The organism is Mangrovactinospora gilvigrisea (assembly GCF_001879105.1).
Classification (GTDB): Bacteria; Actinomycetota; Actinomycetes; order Streptomycetales; family Streptomycetaceae; genus Mangrovactinospora; species Mangrovactinospora gilvigrisea.
Genome location: NZ_MLCF01000045.1, coordinates 1 through 17,699, shown reverse-complemented (window position 1 = coordinate 17,699; position 17,699 = coordinate 1). Strand labels below are relative to the sequence as shown.

Sequence of the window (17,699 nt, the reverse complement as noted above, 5' to 3'; positions counted from 1 at the left end):
CACGATCTCCTCGGGGGGAAGTGCTGACGGGTTAGTTGTGCGCGCACAACAGTTATAACCCCACAACTACCCGTCGCGCCTCCCCGTCTCACCCCGCGGTCGGCGCCCCCGGCTCGTCCCGGGCCTCCATCAGCGCGAATCCGAGCAGGTTCAGCCCCCGCCAGCGGGACGGATCCGCCGCCCGCGGATCGTCCTTGGCCAGGCCGATCCCCCACACCCGGTCGACCGGGCTCGCCTCCACCAGCACCCGCGCGCCGGTGCCGGCGAGGAAGTCGGCGAGCTCCGGATGCTGCCCGAACTTGGCCCGGTTGCCCTCCACCACCAGCCGGAAGCGCTCCCGCTCCCACACCGCCTCGACGAACCCGCGCACCTCGCGCCCCGCCGACTTGGCGTCCCGCGGATGCCCGGCCGCCAGGGCCTTCGCCTCCGCGGCGGCGTCCCCGAAGAGGCGCGCCTTGCCGGCCATCATCCAGTGCTCGGCCGTGGCGTACTCCACCCCGTCCACGGTGAACGGCGCCCCCTGCCACCACTGGCTGAAGCACGCCGCGGAGACCGATCCGTCCTTCTTCGGGGTGTGGCCCCAGAAGTGCAGGTACTTGAAGGTCTCTCCGCGGCTCGTCCGCTCGGCCAGCTCCGCCACGTCCCGGGGGGCCGCCCCGTCGCCCATGCTCGTCCTGGTGCTCATGCGGCGATGCTCGCACCCCGCTCGGACACCCCACACCCGATTTCCCGGGCGCGGTCGGCGGCCTCCGCCGGGGGCGCGTCCGGCAGATCGCGCATCCGGCGCATCGGGGAGAACAGCAGGACGCAGCCGGAGAGCGGCAGCGCCGCCAGCCCCACCCACAGCGCCGTGTCCAGGCCCAGCGCCTGGCCCAGTGCGCCGCCCAGCAGCGAACCCACCGGGATCGTGCCGTAGTTGAGGAACGAGGTGCAGGTGGTGAGCCGGGCGTAGCGGTCGGCCGGGACGTAGCGCTGCTTGAACGTCGCCCAGACGGTGTTGCCGCCGACGATGCCGAAGGCGATCGCCGGGTAGCCGACCAGGAAGAAGCCCAGCCGCGGACCGGTGGCGGTGAGCGGGATCAGCAGGCCCAGCGCCGGGGCGGCGATCAGCAGCAGGAGCACGGCGCGGGACGACCCGATCCTGGCCGCCAGCCGCCGCCCGGCGACGGCGCCCAGCAGCCCGCCGATCCCGCTGGTGGTCATCAGCAGGCCGATCGCCGAGGACGGCAGTCCGGACTCGCGCACCAGGAAGAGCAGCAGCACCGCCTGATAGGCCATCAGCGCCATGTTGGCGAGCCCGCCGAAGACCGCCTGCATGCGCAGCAGCGGGTCGCGGGCGGCCAGGCGCATGCCCTCGGCGATCTCGGAGCGCAGCCGGGGGCGGGGCGCGTCGGCGGTCGCGGCGGCGCGCGGCGCGAGGTGCTCGCGGTGGCGCACCCGGTAGGTGCAGACCAGCGAGACCAGGAAGGTGGCCGCGTTCACCGCCATCGCATAGGCCGGGCCCAGGAGTTGGACGGCCGTGCCGCCGGCGCCGTAGCCGGCGATCTGCATGGCGCTCGCCGTCCCGTACAGCTTGGCGTTGCCCTCCGGGCGGTCCTCCTCCTCGACGATCCGCGGCATCAGCGCGCCGGACGCGGTCTCGAAGAAGACCGCGGCGACGCCGCCGAGCAGCGCGGTGGCCAGCAGGTACCCGATCGACAGGTAGCCGAGGGCGGCGGCGACCGGGATCCCGGCGAAGAGCAGCAGCGACGCGGCGTCCGCGGCCAGCATGATCGGCCGCCGCGGCAGCCGGTCCACCCAGGCGCCGGCCGGCAGCCCGATCAGCAGCCACGGCGCCCAGGCGGCCGCGGAGAGCGCGCCCACCTCGAAGGGGCCGGCGCCCAGCACCGTCGCGGCGATCAGGGGCAGCGCGATGCTGCTCACGGTCGAGCCGAACTTGGCGGCGGTGGAGCCCGTCCACAGGCGGCGGAAGTCGTCGTTGCGGCCGAGCAGTCCGGCGGCGCGGCGCAGGGGGTTCGTCGCGGTCATGGGGACAGCGTATGTTGCAGAGGAGTCTCTGCATAGTCATTTCTGCAGAGAAGTCTCTGCAACTTGTCGACGACCCTGCGCCGCACAGGGGCGCGGGGAACGGCGCGAGCGACTCAGAACAACCGTGCGGCCGGGAAGCGGCCCGTCACTCCACGGCGCCGTCCGCCCCGCGCTTCGCGTGCCGCGCCGGGAACGCGTGCAGCTGGACGTTGACCGGCAGGGCGTCCTCCTCCTCGCCCGTCGCCGCGTCGATGTGCCGGGTGACGACGTCCATCAGCTCGTCGCCCATCGCCTTCAGCTGCTCCGGCGTCATCACCGCGCTGTTCCAGTCCGAGGCGACCGACGCCGCCATCCAGGTGTCGGACCAGCTCCGGTCCGCCATGAACGCCGCCGACCGCTCGTAGGAGGCGCGCAGCGTCGCCTGCAGATAGGTGTCGATCTGCCCGCTGAGCCCCGGGTCCTGCCGCAGCTCCTGCGTCTTCATCACCAGCGAGCCGGCGGCCGGCTTCCACCAGCGCTCCCGCTTGGTGCCGCGCTCCTCGTCCTCCTCGATGAGGCCCAGCTCGGCGAGGTGCCGCAGGTGCCAGCTGACCGTCCCGGTGTTCTGGTCCAGCCGCTTGGCGAGCGTGGTGGAGGTGGCGCTCTCGTAGCGGAGCACCTCCAGGATCTCGATCCGCAGCGGGTGCGCCAGGGCCCGCAGCATGCGGGCGTCCATCTCCCGGACGCGCCCCTTGGGCAGGCGCCCGCGGGCCCGGGCGCGCGCCTCGGCGTCGGTGGTGTCGTCGGAGGGGTCTACGTGCGGCATGACGGCAGCGTACTGAGGAGCGTGCGGGATGCGGGACAATGGTGGGTCGGTGATCCCCTTCGGAAGGTGTTCCGCATGACGACCGCGCCCGCCGCGAGCGCAGCCCCGCTGCAGATCGGCCCCCGTCCGGTGTGGCCGCCGGTGGTGCTGGCGCCGATGGCGGGCATCACCAACGCGCCGTTCCGCACGCTCTGCCGCGAGCAGTCCGGCGGCAAGGGCCTCTTCGTCAGCGAGATGATCACCACACGGGCGCTGGTGGAGCGGGACGAGAAGACCATGCGGCTGATCCGCTTCGGGCCGTCCGAGACGCCCCGCTCGATCCAGCTCTACGGCGTCGACCCCGTGACGGTGGGCAAGGCCGCCCGCATGATCGCGGAGGAGGACCTCGCCGACCACATCGACCTCAACTTCGGCTGCCCGGTGCCCAAGGTGACCCGCAAGGGCGGCGGCGCGGCGCTGCCGTTCAAGCGGAACCTGCTGCGCGAGATCCTGCGCGAGGCGGTGGCCGGCGCGGGCGGGCTGCCGGTGACCATGAAGATGCGGGTCGGCATCGACGACGACCATGTGACGTACCTGGACGCGGGCCGGATCGCGGTGGACGAGGGCGTCACGGCGATCGCGCTGCACGGGCGGACGGCGATCCAGCACTACGGCGGGACGGCCGACTGGTCGGCGATCGCCCGGCTGAAGGAGACCGTCCCGGAGATCCCGGTGCTCGGCAACGGCGACATCTGGAGCGCGGCGGACGCGCTGCGGATGATGGCCGAGACGGGCTGCGACGGGGTGGTCGTCGGGCGCGGCTGCCTGGGGCGGCCGTGGCTCTTCCGCGACCTGGTCGCGGTCTTCGAGGACGGCGCGGACGCGGAGCTGGCGCGGCCGCGGTTCGGCGAGGTGGCGGACGTGATGGTGCGTCATGCGCAGCTGCTGGGGGAGTGGATCGGCGACGAGCGGCACGGCGTCGTCGACTTCCGCAAGCATGTGGCGTGGTACACCAAGGGGTTCTCGGTGGGCTCGGAGTACCGCCAGAAGCTGGCGACGGCGTCGTCGCTGGCCGAGATGCGCGAGTACCTGGACGCGTTGGATGCGGAGCAGGCCTGGCCGGAGGCGGCGGACGGGCCGCGGGGCCGGACCGCGGCCGGCAAGCGGGTCGTCCTGCCGGACGGGTGGCTGGACGATCCGTACGACGCGTGCGGCGTCTCGGAGGACGCGGAGTCGGACGTCTCCGGCGGCTGAGGAGCGCAGGGGCCGGGTGGGCGGCCGAGCCGCGGTCCTGTGCGGTCACCCGCGCAGTTCCCCGCGCCCCTTCGGGGCGCCTCCGCCGCAGGCTCGGCGCGAGGTTTTGCCGCATGAGGGCGCGGGGAACCGCGCGGGTGAGCAGTGAGTGTCCTAGGACCCTTCGACCAGCTTCCTCTTCTGGACCTTGCCCATCGCGTTCCGCGGCAGGTCGTCGACGAAAACCACTTCCCGCGGAACCTTGTGGCGCGACACGCGCTCCGCCGCGAAGGACGTCAACTCCTCGGCGGTGACGCCTCCGTCGGGGACCACGTAGGCGACGACGCGCTGGCCGAGGTCGTCGTCGGGGACGCCGACCACCGCCGCGTCCGCGACCCCCGCGTGCCCGCGGAGCGCGTCCTCGATCTCGCCGGCGCCGATCCGGAAGCCGCCGCTCTTGATGAGGTCGGTGGAGGCCCGCCCGACGATGCGGTGGAAGCCGTCCGCGCCGATGACGGCGACGTCGCCGGTGCGGAACCAGCCGTCGGCGGTGCGCGCCGCGGCCGTCGCCTCGGGGCGGTTCAGATAGCCGTCGAACAGCGTCGGCCCGGTGACCAGCAGTTCGCCCACCGACTCGCCGTCGTGCGGGACGGCGCCGCCGTCCTCGGCGGCCAGCCGGGTGCGGACGCCGTCCACCGGCAGGCCGACGTGGCCGGGGCGGCGCTCGCCGTCGGCGCGGGTGGAGACGGTGAGCAGCGTCTCCGTCATCCCGTAGCGCTCGACCGGGGGTTGGCCGGTGAGCGCGCGCATCCGCTCGAAGACCGGCACCGGCAGCGGCGCGCTGCCGGAGACCAGCAGGCGGGCGCCGGCCAGCGCGCGGGCCGCGTCGGGCTCGCGGACCAGGCGCGTCCAGACGGTGGGGACGCCGAAGAAGAGGGTGCCGCCCGCCTCGCGCGCCGCCGCGTACGCCGCGGGCCGGGGGCGGAGGGTGTGGATCAGCGGGGAGCCGATCCGCAGCGCGCCGAGGGTGCCGATGGCGAGGCCGTGCACATGGAAGAGGGGCAGGCCGTGGACGAGGGTGTCGTCGGCGGTCCACTGCCAGGCGGCGGCGAGGGCGTCGATGTCCGCGGCGAGCGCGGCCCGGGAGAGCACCACCCCCTTCGGCGCGCCGGTGGTGCCGCTGGTGTAGAGGATCAGCGCGGGGGAGGCCGGATCGGGCTCGGCCGGGAGTGGCCGGTTTCCGTTGCCCGCGGGGCCGTTGAGGCGGACGGGTTCCACGGGGACGGGAAGGTCGTCCGGCGCGTTTCCGTCCCATGCGCCAGGACGGGCCAGCAGCAGGGCGGCGCCGGAGTCCTTGAGGATGTGGTCGCGCTCGCCCGGGCCGGCGTCCGCGGGGACGGGGACCAGGGGGACGCCGGCGGCGAGCGCGGCGACGGCGGCGACCGCCGTCTCGGCGGCGGCCTCGGCGTGCACGGCGACCGCGGGCGCGCCGGCCAGGCGCGCGGCCAGGGCGTGGGCGGCGTCCAGGAGTTGGCCCCGGCGGAGCGCGGACGCGCCGAAGGCGAGGGCGGGCGCGTCCGCGGGGGAGGCGTAGAGGGCGGAGAGGAGGCGCATGGAACCGAGCATCCCACGCCCCGAACCGCGTGATTCACGCCACATCCTGGAGGGCTCCGCGGGGCCGGACATGACTCATCAGTAGGCACCGAGTGCCGAAACTCGGGGATGAAACCTAAACTCACGCACCCGTTATGCCCGACTTCTTCCTCTAAGGATGCGACCATTCACGGCACTGAGTGCCGATGTCATGGTTGTCAAGCGACAACTTGAGGAATCCTGCGCATCCTTGGCGGGTCCTGCGTTCGAGGCATGAACACAGCAAGCCTATCGCGATGATCCGCCTCCGCTCCGAACGGACCTTGGAATCCTTGGGTCGATCTTGACGAACAGTGCCCCTCGCACCGGCGAGGTGGGGCGGCAACCTGCGATTTCCCGGGTACCGTTCCCGGCATCAGGGCTGCCGCACGGCGGGCGCACCCTCGAGATCCCTCATGCCCCCGCCGTGACGGCCACACGTGCATCAACCGTGCGCGAGGAGAACCACCGGTGGCGGAACAGCAGAACACCAAGCTCGTCTACGACTTCACGGAGGGCCACAAGGACCTCAAGGACCTGCTCGGCGGAAAGGGCGCCAACCTCGCCGAGATGACCAATCTCGGACTCCCGGTGCCGCCCGGCTTCACCATCACCACCGAGGCCTGCCGCGCCTTTCTCGGCGAGGGCGAAGAGCCGGCCGGGCTCCGCGACGAGGTGAGCGCCCATCTGGCCGCCCTCGAGGAGCAGATGGGCAAGAAGCTGGGGCAGGCGGACGACCCGCTGCTGGTCTCCGTCCGCTCCGGCGCCAAGTTCTCCATGCCGGGGATGATGGACACCGTCCTCAACATCGGCCTCTCCGACGCCTCGGTGGCCGGCCTGGCCACCCAGTCCGGCGACGAGCGCTTCGCCTGGGACTCCTACCGCCGGCTGCTGCAGATGTTCGGCCGCACGGTGATGGGCGTCGACGGCGACCTCTTCGAGGACGCGCTCACCGCCGCGAAGAAGGCCAAGAAGGCCAAGAGCGACCTCGACCTGAAGGCCAAGGACCTCAAGGCGCTCGTCGAGACCTTCAAGCAGATCGTGCTCAAGGAGACCGGCCGCGAGTTCCCGCAGGACCCGCGGGAGCAGATGGACCAGGCCGTTCGCGCCGTCTTCGACTCGTGGAACGGCGAGCGCGCCCGGCTCTACCGCCGCCAGGAGCGCATCCCGCACGACCTCGGCACCGCCGTCAACATCGTCGCGATGGTCTTCGGCAACCTCGGCCCCGACTCGGGCACCGGCGTCGCCTTCACCCGCGACCCGGCCACCGGCCACCAGGGCGTCTACGGCGACTACCTGCAGAACGCGCAGGGCGAGGACGTCGTCGCCGGCATCCGCAACACCCTGCCGCTGCCCGAGCTGGAGACCATCGACAAGGCCTCCTTCGACGAGCTGATGCGCATCATGGGCATCCTGGAGAAGCACTACCGGGACCTGTGCGACATCGAGTTCACCATCGAGCGCGGCAAGCTGTGGATGCTCCAGACCCGGGTCGGCAAGCGCACCGCGGCCGCCGCCTTCCGCATCGCCGTGCAACTGGTCGACCAGGGGATCGTCTCCATGGACGAGGCCCTGCAGCGCGTCAACGGCGTGCAGCTGGGCCGGCTGATGTTCCCGCGGTTCGACGAGGAGTACGTCTCCGGCGGGCACGCCGCCCGCATCGCCTGGGGCATCGCCGCCTCGCCCGGCGCCGCCGTCGGCAAGGCCGTCTTCGACTCCTACACCGCGGTCAAGTGGTCGCGCTCCGGCGAGAAGGTCATCCTCATCCGCCGCGAGACCAACCCCGACGACCTCAACGGCATGATCGCCGCCGAGGGCATCCTGACCAGCCGCGGCGGCAAGACCTCGCACGCCGCGGTGGTCGCCCGCGGCATGGGCAAGACCTGCGTCTGCGGCGCGGAGGAGCTGGACGTCGACACCAAGCGGCGCCGCTTCACCGCCCCCGGCGGGGTGGTCATCGAGGAGGGCGACCTCGTCTCGATCGACGGCTCCTCCGGCCATGTCTACAAGGGCGAGGTACCTGTCGTCGCCTCCCCGGTGGTGGAGTACTTCGAGGGCACCCTGCACGCCGGCGCCGACGACGCCGACGAGCTGGTCGGCGCCGTCCACCGGCTGATGGCGCACGCGGACGGCAAGCGCCGGCTGCGGGTGCGCGCCAACGCCGACACCGCCGAGGACGCCTTCCGGGCCCGCCGCTACGGCGCCCAGGGCATCGGGCTGTGCCGCACCGAGCACATGTTCCTCGGCGAGCGCCGCGAGCTGGTCGAGCGGCTGATCCTGGCCGACAGCGAGACCGAGCGCGAGGAGGCCCTCGGCGAGCTGCTGCCGATGCAGAAGCAGGACTTCGTCCGGCTCTTCGAGGCGATGGACGGCCTGCCGGTGACGGTCCGTCTGCTCGACCCGCCGCTGCACGAGTTCCTCCCGGACATCACCGAGCTGTCGGTGCGCGTCGCGCTCGCCGAGGCACGCGGCGACAGCCAGGAGAACGAGCTGCGGCTGCTGCAGGCCGTCCACAAGCTGCACGAGTCCAACCCGATGCTGGGGCTGCGCGGGGTGCGGCTGGGGCTGGTCATCCCCGGGCTGTTCGCCATGCAGATCCGGGCCATCGCGGAGGCCGCCGTGGAGCGGGCCAGGGCGGGCGGCGACCCCCGGCCGGAGATCATGATCCCGCTGGTCGGCACCGTCCAGGAGCTCCAGCTGGTGCGGGACGAGGCCGAGCAGGTGCTGGCGTCGGTGCGCGCGGCGAACGCGGACAGCAAGTCCGCGCTGAAGCGGCTGCGGATCAAGCTCGGCACGATGATCGAGCTGCCGCGGGCGGCGCTGACCGCCGGTCAGATCGCCGAGGAGGCCGAGTTCTTCTCCTTCGGCACCAACGACCTCACCCAGACGGTGTGGGGCTTCTCCCGGGACGACGTGGAGGCCTCGTTCTTCACCGCCTACCTGGAGAAGGGCATCTTCGGGGTCTCCCCGTTCGAGACGCTGGACGTCGACGGGGTCGGCTCGCTGGTGGCCCGCGCCGTCGAGGACGGCCGCCGCACCCGGCCCGACCTCAAGCTCGGGGTCTGCGGCGAGCACGGCGGCGACCCGGACTCGGTGCACTTCTTCCACCAGGTCGGCCTCGACTACGTCTCCTGCTCGCCCTTCCGGCTGCCGATCGCCCGCCTGGAGGCGGGCCGCGCGGTGGTCGTCCAGAGCGCGGGCGGCAGCGACAGCCGCTAGCGCGGCACCGACTCCGGCGGCTCGTTTCCGAAGACTCTGCGCCCGCGAGTCGCCGGTTGAGGGCCCCGCACGGGAGACCGGATCCCGTGCGGGGCCCTCGTACATGCGGTTTTGCCCGTGGTGAACCCCACTGCATGTGCACCGCAAACACCTTGCGATCTCCGAACGAACTCTGCCAGGGTCCGGGCATGCCGACGCCGAAGCCGATCATCCAAGTCGAGGGCCTCGCCAAGGAGTTCAGGCGGCCGAAGCGCATCGAGGGCCCGTTCGGGGGGATTCGCACCCTCTTCACCCGGCAGTACGTCAGCAAGCTCGCCGTGGACGGCATCGACTTCACCGTCGACGAGGGCGAACTGATCGGGTACCTCGGCCCCAACGGGGCCGGGAAGTCCACCACCATCAAGATCCTCACCGGGATCCTGCAGCCCACCCAGGGCAGCGTCGAGGTCGCCGGAGTGGTGCCGTGGAAGGAGCGGGAGCGCAACGCCCGCAACATCGGGGTGGTCTTCGGCCAGCGCACCCAGCTGTGGTGGGACCTGCCGCTGCGCGACTCCCTGGAGCTGATCGGCAAGCTCTACGGGGTGGAGCGCGACCGCCACCGGGCCAACATCGAGCGCTTCACCGAGCTGCTGGGCCTCGCCGCGTTCATCGACACCCCCGTCCGCCAGCTGTCGCTGGGCCAGCGGATGCGCGGCGACCTCGCCGCCGCGATGCTGCCCGAGCCGCGCATCCTCTATCTCGACGAGCCCACCATCGGGCTGGATGTGGTCGCCAAGGAGCGGATCCGCGCCTTCATCGCCACCCTCAACAAGGACGAGGGCACCACCGTCATCCTCACCACCCACGACCTGGACGACGTGGAGAAGCTCTGCCGCCGCATCGTGCTGATCGACGGCGGTAAGGTGCTCTACGACGGCTCGGTGGAGAAGCTGAAGGCCCGCTACGCGCCGCGCCGCCGGCTGGTGGTGCAGCTGGCGGAGGGCGCCCGCTGGCGGGGCGTGGCGATGCCCGGGGTGGAGGAGGCGCCGCCCGAGGAGGACGCCGAACCGGGCACCGTGGCGCTGCTGTTCGACCCGGAGACCGCCGCCTCCGCGGAGGTGATAGCCGCCGTGCTCGCCGACCACCAGGTCACCGACCTGTCCATCGTGGAGCCGGAGCTGGAGGGCGTCGTGCACCGCATCTACGCGGCGCGCGAGGCGGTGGCGTGACCCTCGACGCGACGCTCCCTGCACAGCGGCTGGACCTCGGCCGGCGGCTGCGCGCCTACGCCGGGATCGCCCGAGTGCTCTCCCGCACGGTGATGGCCTACCGCAGCAACTTCCTGGTCGGCTCGCTGGGTCTGCTGATGCAGGTGTTCCTGCTGCGGGTGGTGTGGACGTCCGTCTTCCCGTCGGACGGGCGCACCACCACCGGCGGGCACGCCGTCACCCTGGGCGCGCAGATCGCCTACTCCACGCTGGCCACCGTGCAGTTCAGCCTCTTCAGCCCGTGGCAGGTGTCGATGGTGCCGCAGCGGGTGCGGGACGGCACGGTCGCCGTCGACCTGGCCCGGCCGGTGGGCTTCAACGGCCAGATGTTCTTCGGCCAGGTGGGCTTCACCCTCGGCAACGCGCCCTTCGCGCTGCTGGCGCTGCCCTTCGCGATCCTGGTCGGCGGCGCCCAGCCGCCCTCGTCCGCCGGCACCGCGGGGCTGTACGCGCTCTCGCTGCTCGGCGGCTATCTGATCTCGCTGCTGCTGGGCTCGCTGATGGGCATGGTGGCGTTCTGGACGCTGGAGATCCAGGGGATCCTGATGGTCTACCGGATGCTGTCGCAGTTCCTCGCCGGGGCGCTGGTGCCGCTGTGGTTCATGCCCGGCTGGCTGCGCGGCATCTCGCAGTGGCTGCCGTTCCAGGGCACCACCTACACCCCCATCGCCGTCTACCTGGGCCAACTCGGCGGGGCGTTGCGGGCGATCGGCGTGCAGGCGGTGTGGGTGCTGGTGCTCTGGCTGCTGCTGCGGCTGGTGTGGTCGCGGGCGCTGCGGCGCGTCACGGTGCAGGGAGGCTGAGATGGCGACCGTCGCGTCGAACCCGGTGCCGGCCCACCGGCAGTACCTGCTGCTGCTGCACGCCGCCTGGCGGGGTCAGCTGCAGTACCGCGGCAATCTGGTGCTGACGCTCATCGGCGGGGTGCTCTACCAGGGGGTCGGGCTGGCGTTCGTCTGGGCCGTGGTGGCCAAGTTCGGGCATGTCGGCGGCTGGGGCATGGGCGAACTGGCGTTTCTCTACGGGGTGCGGCTGACCGCGCACGCGGCCTGGACGATCCCCTTCAACCGGCTGAACTCGATGGACTGGATGGTGCAGCGCGGCGAGTTCGACCGCTATCTGATCCGGCCGGCCGGCACGCTCACCCAGTTCCTCAACTGGAGCACCAACATCCAGCCGCTGGGGGACCTGATCGGCGGCGTCGGCGTGCTGGTGGCGGCGAGCAGCGCGGCGCCGATCGACTGGTCGCCGACGGCGGTGCTCTACCTGCTGGCCACGATCGCGGGCGGAGCGCTGGTGGAGTGCTCGCTCCAACTGGGCCTCTGCGGGCTGTCGTTCCGGCTGCAGGCCACCTATGCGCTGCGGATGAACTTCATCGACAACATCATGAACAACTTCGGGGGATACCCGCTCACCATCTTCCCCTCGGTGATGCGCTTCGCCCTCACCTTCCTGCTGCCGCTGGCCTTCGTCGCCTATCTGCCGGCGAACGTGCTGCTGCACCGCACCGGCGAGCTGTCGGTGGCGCCCTGGCTGGCCTGGTGCGCGCCGCTGCTGGGGCCGCTGCTCTTCGCCGCGGCCTACAAGTTCTGGTACGGGCAGCTGAAGCACTACAAGAGCAGCGGGACGTGAGTGTGGACGGACTGGCGCCGCGGCAGCGGCTCGCCGCCTACGCCGGGGTGGCGCGCGTGCAGCTGCGCACCCAGCTGGTCTACCGCGGCGACTTCCTCTTCCGGCTGCTGGGGCTGCTGGTCAACATCTACATGCTGCGGCTGGTGTGGGACGCGGTCTACCCGGCCTCGGGGACGGCGACCGGCAACGGCGGGCACCGGATCGCGCTGGCCACCCAGATCGCCTATGTGACGCTGGCGCTGGTGCAGAACTGGCTGCTCAACTCCGGCGGGATGGGGTTCATCCCGCAGCGGGTGAGGGAGGGGACGGTCGCCGTCGATCTGGCCCGTCCGGTGCGCTTCCCCTCCCAGATGGTGTGGGCGCAGGCCGGGGCCGTCGCGGCCCAGCTGCCGTTCACGGTGGTGGCGCTGCCGTTCGCGCTGCTGGTGGGCGGGGCGCGTCCGCCGGCCTCGGTGGGGGCGGCGTTCGGCTATCTGCTGAGCCTGCTGCCGGCCGTGCTGATCTCGCTGCTGCTGACGACTCTGGTGCAGATGGTGGCGTTCTGGACGCTGGAGACGTCCGGCATCTTCGTCATCCACCGCTTCGTGCAGCAGTTCCTCGCCGGGGCGCTGGTGCCGCTGTGGTTCATGCCCGGGTGGCTGCGGGTGCTGGCGGAGTGGATGCCGTTCCAGGCGACGACGTACGCGCCGGTGGCGGTGTATCTGGGGCAGGCCGGGGTGTGGGCGACGCTCGGCGTCCAACTGCTGTGGTGTGCGGTGCTGCTGATGCTGCTTCGGCTGATGTGGTGGCGGGCCCTGCGGCGCGTCGTGGTCCAGGGAGGCTGACCCGATGGCTGACGGAACGACCGCGGCGAATCCGATCCCGCGCCGGCGCGCCTATCGGCTGCTGCTCGGCGCGGCGCTGCGCGCGCAGCTGCAGTACCGCTCCAACACCCTGCTCACGCTGGCCGGCGGGATCGCCTACCAGGGCGTCGGGCTGGCGTTCGTCTCCGTCCTGGTGGGGCGGTTCGGGGCGATCGGCGGCTGGTCGCTGGGGGAGATCGCCTTCCTCTACGGGCTGCGGGTCACCGCGCACGGCCTGTGGATGATCCCCACCAGCCAGCTCTTCGTGCTCGATCTGACCATCCGCACCGGGGAGTTCGACCGCTATCTGACCCGGCCGGCCGGGCCGCTGATGCAGCTGCTGTCGAGGGAGGTCTACCTCGCCACCATCGGGGACCTGCTGACCGGGGTGGCGATCCTGGTCGCGGGCGCCTCGCAGGTCGATCTGGACACCTCGCCGGGCGCACTGCTGTATCTGGCGCTCGCGGTGGTGGGCGGGGCGCTGGTGGAGGGCTCGCTGCAGCTGGCGGCGGCGTCGCTGTCCTTTCGGATGCTCTCCAACCAGTCGCTGCGGCTCTTCATCGACGGCATCATGAACAACTTCGGCGGCTATCCGCTGAAGATCTTCCCCAGCGTGACGCGGATCGTGCTGACGTTCGTGGTGCCGGTGGCGTTCGTCGCCTATCTCCCGGCGAACGTGCTGCTGCACCGCACCGGGGAGTTGGCGCTCGCGCCCTGGGTGGCGTGGTGCGCGCCGCTCGCCGGGCCGCTCCTGATCGCCCTCGCCTACCTGGTGTGGCGGACGCAGATCCGGCACTACCAGAGCAGCGGGACGTAGGCGCCATCGCCCGGGACGGGTGCGCTGTCCGGAATGTGATGCACCTCTCGGCACATTCATGACAACCCGCGGGCATCCATCGGGCATGGCCTTACGACCGCCCGGACCCGACCCCGCCACCGCGGGCACCGCCGCCGCCGAGCCGACCGACGAGGAACGCCTCCGCCAACTCGGCTACGTCCAGACGCTGGCCCGCCGGATGACCGGCTTCGCCAACTTCGCCGTCTCCTTCTCCATCATCTCCATCCTCTCCGGCTGCCTGACGCTCTACGGCTACGGCATGAACACCGGCGGGCCCGCCGCCATCACCTGGGGCTGGATCGGCGTCGGGGCGATGACCATGCTGGTCGGCCTCGCCATGGCGGAGATCTGCTCCGCCTACCCCACCAGCGGCGGCCTCTACTTCTGGGCCCACCGGCTCTCCCCGGGCCATGAGCACGGCGCCCGCGGCGCCGCCGCCTTCGCCTGGTTCACCGGCTGGTTCAACGTCCTCGGGCAGGTCGCGGTGACCGCGGGCATCGACTTCGGCGCCGCCCAGTTCCTCAACGCCCTGCTCGACCTGCAGTTCGGGCTCTCGGCGACGCCCGGCCACACCATGCTGCTGTTCGCCGCGATCCTGGTGCTGCACGGGCTCGTCAACAGCTTCGGGGTGCGGATCGTCGGGCTCCTCAACGGCGTCAGCGTCTGGTGGCACGTGCTCGGCGTGCTGCTGATCGTCGCGGTGCTGGCGATCGTGCCGGACCGCCACCGGTCGCTCTCCTTCGTGCTCTTCCACACCGCCAACAACACCGGCTTCCGCAGCGGCGTCTACGTCGGCCTCATCTCGCTGCTGATGGCGCAGTACACCTTCACCGGGTACGACGCCTCCGCGCACATGACCGAGGAGACGCAGGGCGCGGCGCGCAGCGGGCCGCGCGGCATCGTCCGCTCCATCTGGGTGTCCTGGGTGGCCGGGCTGGTGCTGCTGCTCGGCTTCACCTTCGCCATCCAGGACTACGGCAGGACGCTCGCCTCCCCGACCGGGGTGCCGCCCGCGCAGATCCTGCTGGACGCGCTCGGCGCCACCGGCGGCAAGCTGCTGCTGCTCGTCGTCATCGGGGCGCAGCTGTTCTGCGGGATGGCCTCGGTGACCGCCAACAGCCGCATGATCTACGCCTTCTCGCGGGACGGCGCGCTGCCGTTCTCCCGGGTGTGGCGGCGCACCCGCTCGCTCAGCCGGGTGCCGGTGAACGCGGTGTGGCTGGCGGCCTGCGGGGCGCTGGTGCTGGGCCTGCCCTACCTCATCAACTCCACGGCGTACGCGGCGGTGACGTCCATCGCCACCATCGGCCTCTACATCGCCTACGCCATCCCCACGCTGCTGCGGCTGCGGCGCGGGGCGGAGTTCCGGCGCGGGCCCTGGCACCTGGGGCGGTGGAGCCGGCCGGTGGGGATCGCGGCGGTGGTGTGGGTCGGCGTCATCACGGTGCTCTTCATGCTGCCGACGGCGTCGCCGGTGACCGCGTCGAACTTCAACTACGCGCCGGTGGCGGTCGCGGTGGTGCTCGGGTTCGCCGCGGTGTGGTGGTTCGCCTCCGCCCGGCGGTGGTTCCTCACCGAGCGGCGGGATGCCGACGCCGGCGGCGGGTGAGCCGCGGCGGACGCCGGGTGGGCGTCAGCCGATGTCGCGGCGGCGCAGCGCGAGACGCGCGGCGAGGAGCGCGGCCGCGGTCCAGGCGGCGGTGAGGCCGAGCCCGGTCCAGGGGCCGTAGTCGCGGTGGAAGTTGGGGACGGACTGCGGCCCGGCGAGGTGCAGCAGCGGCTGCGCGGTCTGGTCGGGGAGGTACTGGGTGACGGCGCGCAGGCCGGGGATGTTGCCCAGCCCCTGCGAGCCGAGCAGCAGCAGCGGCAGCAGCACGCCGAGCGGCGCGGCGGTGCCGGCCAGCAGGGTGCCGGCGGCGGCGCCCAGCAGGCAGATCAGCACCAGGTAGAGGACGGCTCCGGCGAGGGCGGCCGGCACCGCCGGATCCGTCCAGGCCGGGGCGCGGCGGCCGAGGCCGGCGCGGGCGGCGAGGAACGAGGCGGCGACGGTGGCGGCGGCGAGCGGCGTCGCCATCGCGGTGACGGCGAGCGCCTTGGCGGTGTGCAGCGTGCCGCGGCGGGGGGTGGCGAGCAGCGCCGCGCCGATCGTTCCGGAGCGGTTCTCGCCCCCGGTGAGCAGCACGCCGAGGGCGACCAGCGGGATCTGGGCGAGCGTCAGCCCGTAGAGGCAGGGGAAGAGCGGGTCGACGGCGGGCCCGCTGCGCAGGGCGTGTCCGCCGAACTCGTGCCCCAGCAGGACGCCGAGGGCGGCGGCGAGCAGCGGCGCGAGGGCGGCGCAGGCGAGGGTGGAGCGGAGGGTGACGGCCTTGGTCCATTCGGCGGCCAGCAGGTCGCGGGTGGTCATCGGGCCTCCGTGAGGCGGAGGAAGGCGGCCTCCAGCGTCTCCGGATCGCCGTCGGGCGCCAGGTCGGCGACGGGTGCGTCCGCGCGCAGCCGGCCGCCGGCGATCACCAGCAGATGGTCGGCGGTGCGGGCGAGTTCGCCCATCGCATGGCTGGAGACCAGCACCGTGCGGCCCTCCGCGGCGAGCGTGCGCAGGGTGCCGCGCAGCCAGTGGGCGCCGGCCGGGTCCAGGCCGTTGGACGGCTCGTCGAGGACGAGCACCGCGGGGTCGCCGAGCAGGGCCGCGGCGAGCGCCAGACGGGCCGTCATCCCGAGCGAGAGCGCTCCGGCGCGGCGCTCCCCGTCCAGGTCGACGGCGGCGAGCACGGCGGGGACGCGGGAGGCCGGCAGCCCGCCGGCGCGGGCGAGCCAGCGCAGATGGTCGCGGACCCGCCTGCCGGGGTGCGCGGTGCGGGCGCCGGCGTCCAGCACGGCGCCGACCTCGCGCTGCGGCGCGCGGAGTTCGGCGTAGCCGCGTCCGCGGATCAGGGCCCGGCCGGCGGTGGGGCGGTGCAGGCCGAGGAGCGTCCGCAGGACGGTGGACTTGCCGGCGCCGTTCGGCCCGACCAGGCCGGTGACCCTGCCCTCGGCGACCGTGCAGGTGAGGTCGTCGACGGCGGGGCGGTGGCGCGCATAGCGCTTGGTGAGGTGCTGGAACTCGATCACCACGTCGACGCTAGGAGGCGGTCGACGCGGTGTCGGCCGCCGAAAGTTGACGGGGGCGTTGACGTTGGAGGGCGCGCGGGCTCCGGCGGGCGACGGCGGCCGACGACCGGGACCCGGCCCGTACGCTGGCCCCATGGGACGACGTCGGGTGATCGTGCCCCTGCTGGTCGGGGCCGTCGATGGCGCGCTGGTCGCGGTGGGGCCGTGGGGGATCCCGGTCTGGGGCGCCGCGCTGGCCGGGCTGGCCGCGCTGGTGGCCGCCCTGGTGGCGGCCGTGCGGCCGACGGCCGGCTTCGTCGCCGCCCAACTCGCGGTCTCCGCGGTGGCGTTGCCGGCGTGGACGGCGTTCCGCCTCGGGCGGGCCGGGACATCCCGGCGCGGCGCGGTGCTCGCCGCGGTTGCGGCCTCGGCCGGGCTCGGCGCCCGGCTCGCGATGGCCGCCGACGGCCGGGCCGTCACCGGGACGGTGATGAGCTGGCTGGTCCTGCTCGTGCTGCCGCTGCTCGCCGGGCGGCTCCTCGCCCAGCACGCCCGCCTCCTCGCCGAGCAGCGGGCCGCCGCGGCCTCCCGCGAGCGGCTGCGCATCGCCCGGGACCTGCACGACGCCCTCGGCCACCGCCTCGGCGTCCTCGCCGTGCAGGCCGCCGCGCTGGAGACGGAGTCGGACGGCGCCGCCGGCCCTCGCGGGCTCGCCGAGACCGCGCGCCGGGCCGTGGACGACCTCCACCGGGCCGTCGCCCGGATGCGCGTCGGCCTCGCCGACATCCCGCCTCTGGCCCGGGAGTTCGGCGCCGGGGTCGAGCTGCGGACGGATGGCGGCCCGCGGCCGGTCGCCCCGGAGGTGGAGGAGGCCGCCTACCGCCTGGTGCAGGAGGGCCTCACCAACGCCGCCCGCCACGCCCCGGCCGCCCCCGTCGCCGTGACGCTCACCTGGGAGGCGGACGCGCTGCTGGTCGCCGTCACCAACCCGGCGCCGCCCGCCGCGGGCGCGGCCGCCCCGGGTGGCGGCGGCCGCGGCCTCGCCGGCCTCGACGAGCGCATCCGCGCGGCCGGCGGTCTCCTGACGGCCCGCCAGGAGGAGGACGGCGGCTTCCGCCTCTCCGCGCTGCTCCCCCTCGCCACCCCCCGCCCCGCCC

The 17,699-nt window shown here is 73.1% G+C and carries 15 protein-coding genes; 9 read left to right on the top strand and 6 right to left on the bottom strand.

Annotated features, from left to right (window positions below; all coding sequences use genetic code 11):
* Nucleotides 1-88: 88 nt before the first annotated feature.
* The 3 genes from BIV57_RS10055 to BIV57_RS10045 form a co-directional block, all read right to left on the bottom strand.
* Nucleotides 89-685 (bottom strand): NADAR family protein, encoded by a 597-nt coding sequence (locus BIV57_RS10055; protein WP_175548719.1) that lies wholly within the window; start codon nucleotides 683-685, stop codon nucleotides 89-91.
* Nucleotides 682-2,028, bottom strand: a complete 1,347-nt coding sequence (locus BIV57_RS10050; RefSeq protein ID WP_071656359.1) for an MFS transporter — start codon at nucleotides 2,026-2,028, stop codon at nucleotides 682-684. The genes BIV57_RS10055 and BIV57_RS10050 overlap by 4 nt, the downstream gene beginning before the upstream one ends.
* A gap of 145 nt (nucleotides 2,029-2,173) precedes the next feature.
* Nucleotides 2,174-2,833 (bottom strand): ArsR/SmtB family transcription factor, encoded by a 660-nt coding sequence (locus tag BIV57_RS10045; protein WP_079170197.1) that lies wholly within the window; start codon nucleotides 2,831-2,833, stop codon nucleotides 2,174-2,176.
* A gap of 75 nt (nucleotides 2,834-2,908) precedes the next feature.
* On the opposite strand from BIV57_RS10045, the gene dusB reads away from it, so the two are divergent.
* A complete protein-coding gene (gene dusB, locus BIV57_RS10040; RefSeq protein ID WP_071656358.1) occupies nucleotides 2,909-4,066 on the top strand; it encodes a tRNA dihydrouridine synthase DusB in 1,158 nt (385 codons plus the stop codon).
* Between the two features lie 153 nt (nucleotides 4,067-4,219).
* Here the strand turns inward: dusB and BIV57_RS10035 are convergent, their stop codons facing one another.
* Nucleotides 4,220-5,659: an AMP-binding protein gene (locus BIV57_RS10035; RefSeq protein WP_071656390.1), complete on the bottom strand. Its 1,440-nt coding sequence runs from the start codon at nucleotides 5,657-5,659 to the stop codon at nucleotides 4,220-4,222.
* Between the two features lie 489 nt (nucleotides 5,660-6,148).
* Here BIV57_RS10035 and ppdK point away from each other — a divergent pair, with 489 nt between their 5' ends.
* From ppdK to BIV57_RS10000, 7 genes are all read left to right on the top strand, one after another.
* Complete coding sequence (ppdK, locus tag BIV57_RS10030) at nucleotides 6,149-8,896, top strand: pyruvate, phosphate dikinase (RefSeq protein WP_175548718.1); 2,748 nt, start codon at nucleotides 6,149-6,151, stop codon at nucleotides 8,894-8,896.
* 188 nt (nucleotides 8,897-9,084) lie between these two features.
* Entirely contained in the window at nucleotides 9,085-10,104 is a 1,020-nt protein-coding gene (locus BIV57_RS10025) for an ABC transporter ATP-binding protein (protein ID WP_071656356.1), read from the top strand.
* On the top strand, nucleotides 10,101-10,946 hold the full coding sequence (locus BIV57_RS10020; protein ID WP_245797526.1) for an ABC transporter permease: 846 nt from the start codon (nucleotides 10,101-10,103) through the stop codon (nucleotides 10,944-10,946). Before BIV57_RS10025 ends, BIV57_RS10020 begins: the two co-directional genes overlap by 4 nt.
* Before the next feature lies 1 nt (nucleotide 10,947).
* Nucleotides 10,948-11,775, top strand: a complete 828-nt coding sequence (locus BIV57_RS10015; RefSeq protein ID WP_071656355.1) for an ABC transporter permease — start codon at nucleotides 10,948-10,950, stop codon at nucleotides 11,773-11,775.
* Nucleotides 11,772-12,599: an ABC transporter permease gene (locus tag BIV57_RS10010; protein ID WP_245797524.1), complete on the top strand. Its 828-nt coding sequence runs from the start codon at nucleotides 11,772-11,774 to the stop codon at nucleotides 12,597-12,599. The genes BIV57_RS10015 and BIV57_RS10010 overlap by 4 nt, the downstream gene beginning before the upstream one ends.
* Nucleotides 12,600-12,603: 4 nt before the next feature.
* A complete protein-coding gene (locus BIV57_RS10005; protein ID WP_071656354.1) occupies nucleotides 12,604-13,434 on the top strand; it encodes an ABC transporter permease in 831 nt (276 codons plus the stop codon).
* Nucleotides 13,435-13,519: 85 nt separating this feature from the next.
* On the top strand, nucleotides 13,520-15,064 hold the full coding sequence (locus tag BIV57_RS10000; RefSeq protein ID WP_071656353.1) for an amino acid permease: 1,545 nt from the start codon (nucleotides 13,520-13,522) through the stop codon (nucleotides 15,062-15,064).
* A gap of 24 nt (nucleotides 15,065-15,088) precedes the next feature.
* Here BIV57_RS10000 and BIV57_RS09995 read toward each other — a convergent pair whose 3' ends face one another.
* The gene (locus BIV57_RS09995) at nucleotides 15,089-15,859 is read right to left on the bottom strand and encodes a hypothetical protein (protein WP_071656352.1); all 771 of its coding nucleotides are present in this window, start codon (nucleotides 15,857-15,859) and stop codon (nucleotides 15,089-15,091) included.
* Nucleotides 15,856-16,563 carry an ABC transporter ATP-binding protein gene (locus BIV57_RS09990; RefSeq protein WP_071656387.1) on the bottom strand — a complete coding sequence of 236 codons (708 nt, stop codon included), beginning with the start codon at nucleotides 16,561-16,563 and terminating at the stop codon, nucleotides 15,856-15,858. The genes BIV57_RS09995 and BIV57_RS09990 overlap by 4 nt, the downstream gene beginning before the upstream one ends.
* Nucleotides 16,564-16,696: 133 nt before the next feature.
* Between BIV57_RS09990 and BIV57_RS09985 the strand changes: the two genes are divergently transcribed.
* Nucleotides 16,697-17,699 (top strand): sensor histidine kinase (locus BIV57_RS09985; RefSeq protein WP_245797522.1); only part of this gene is annotated, 1,003 nt, incomplete at its 3' end.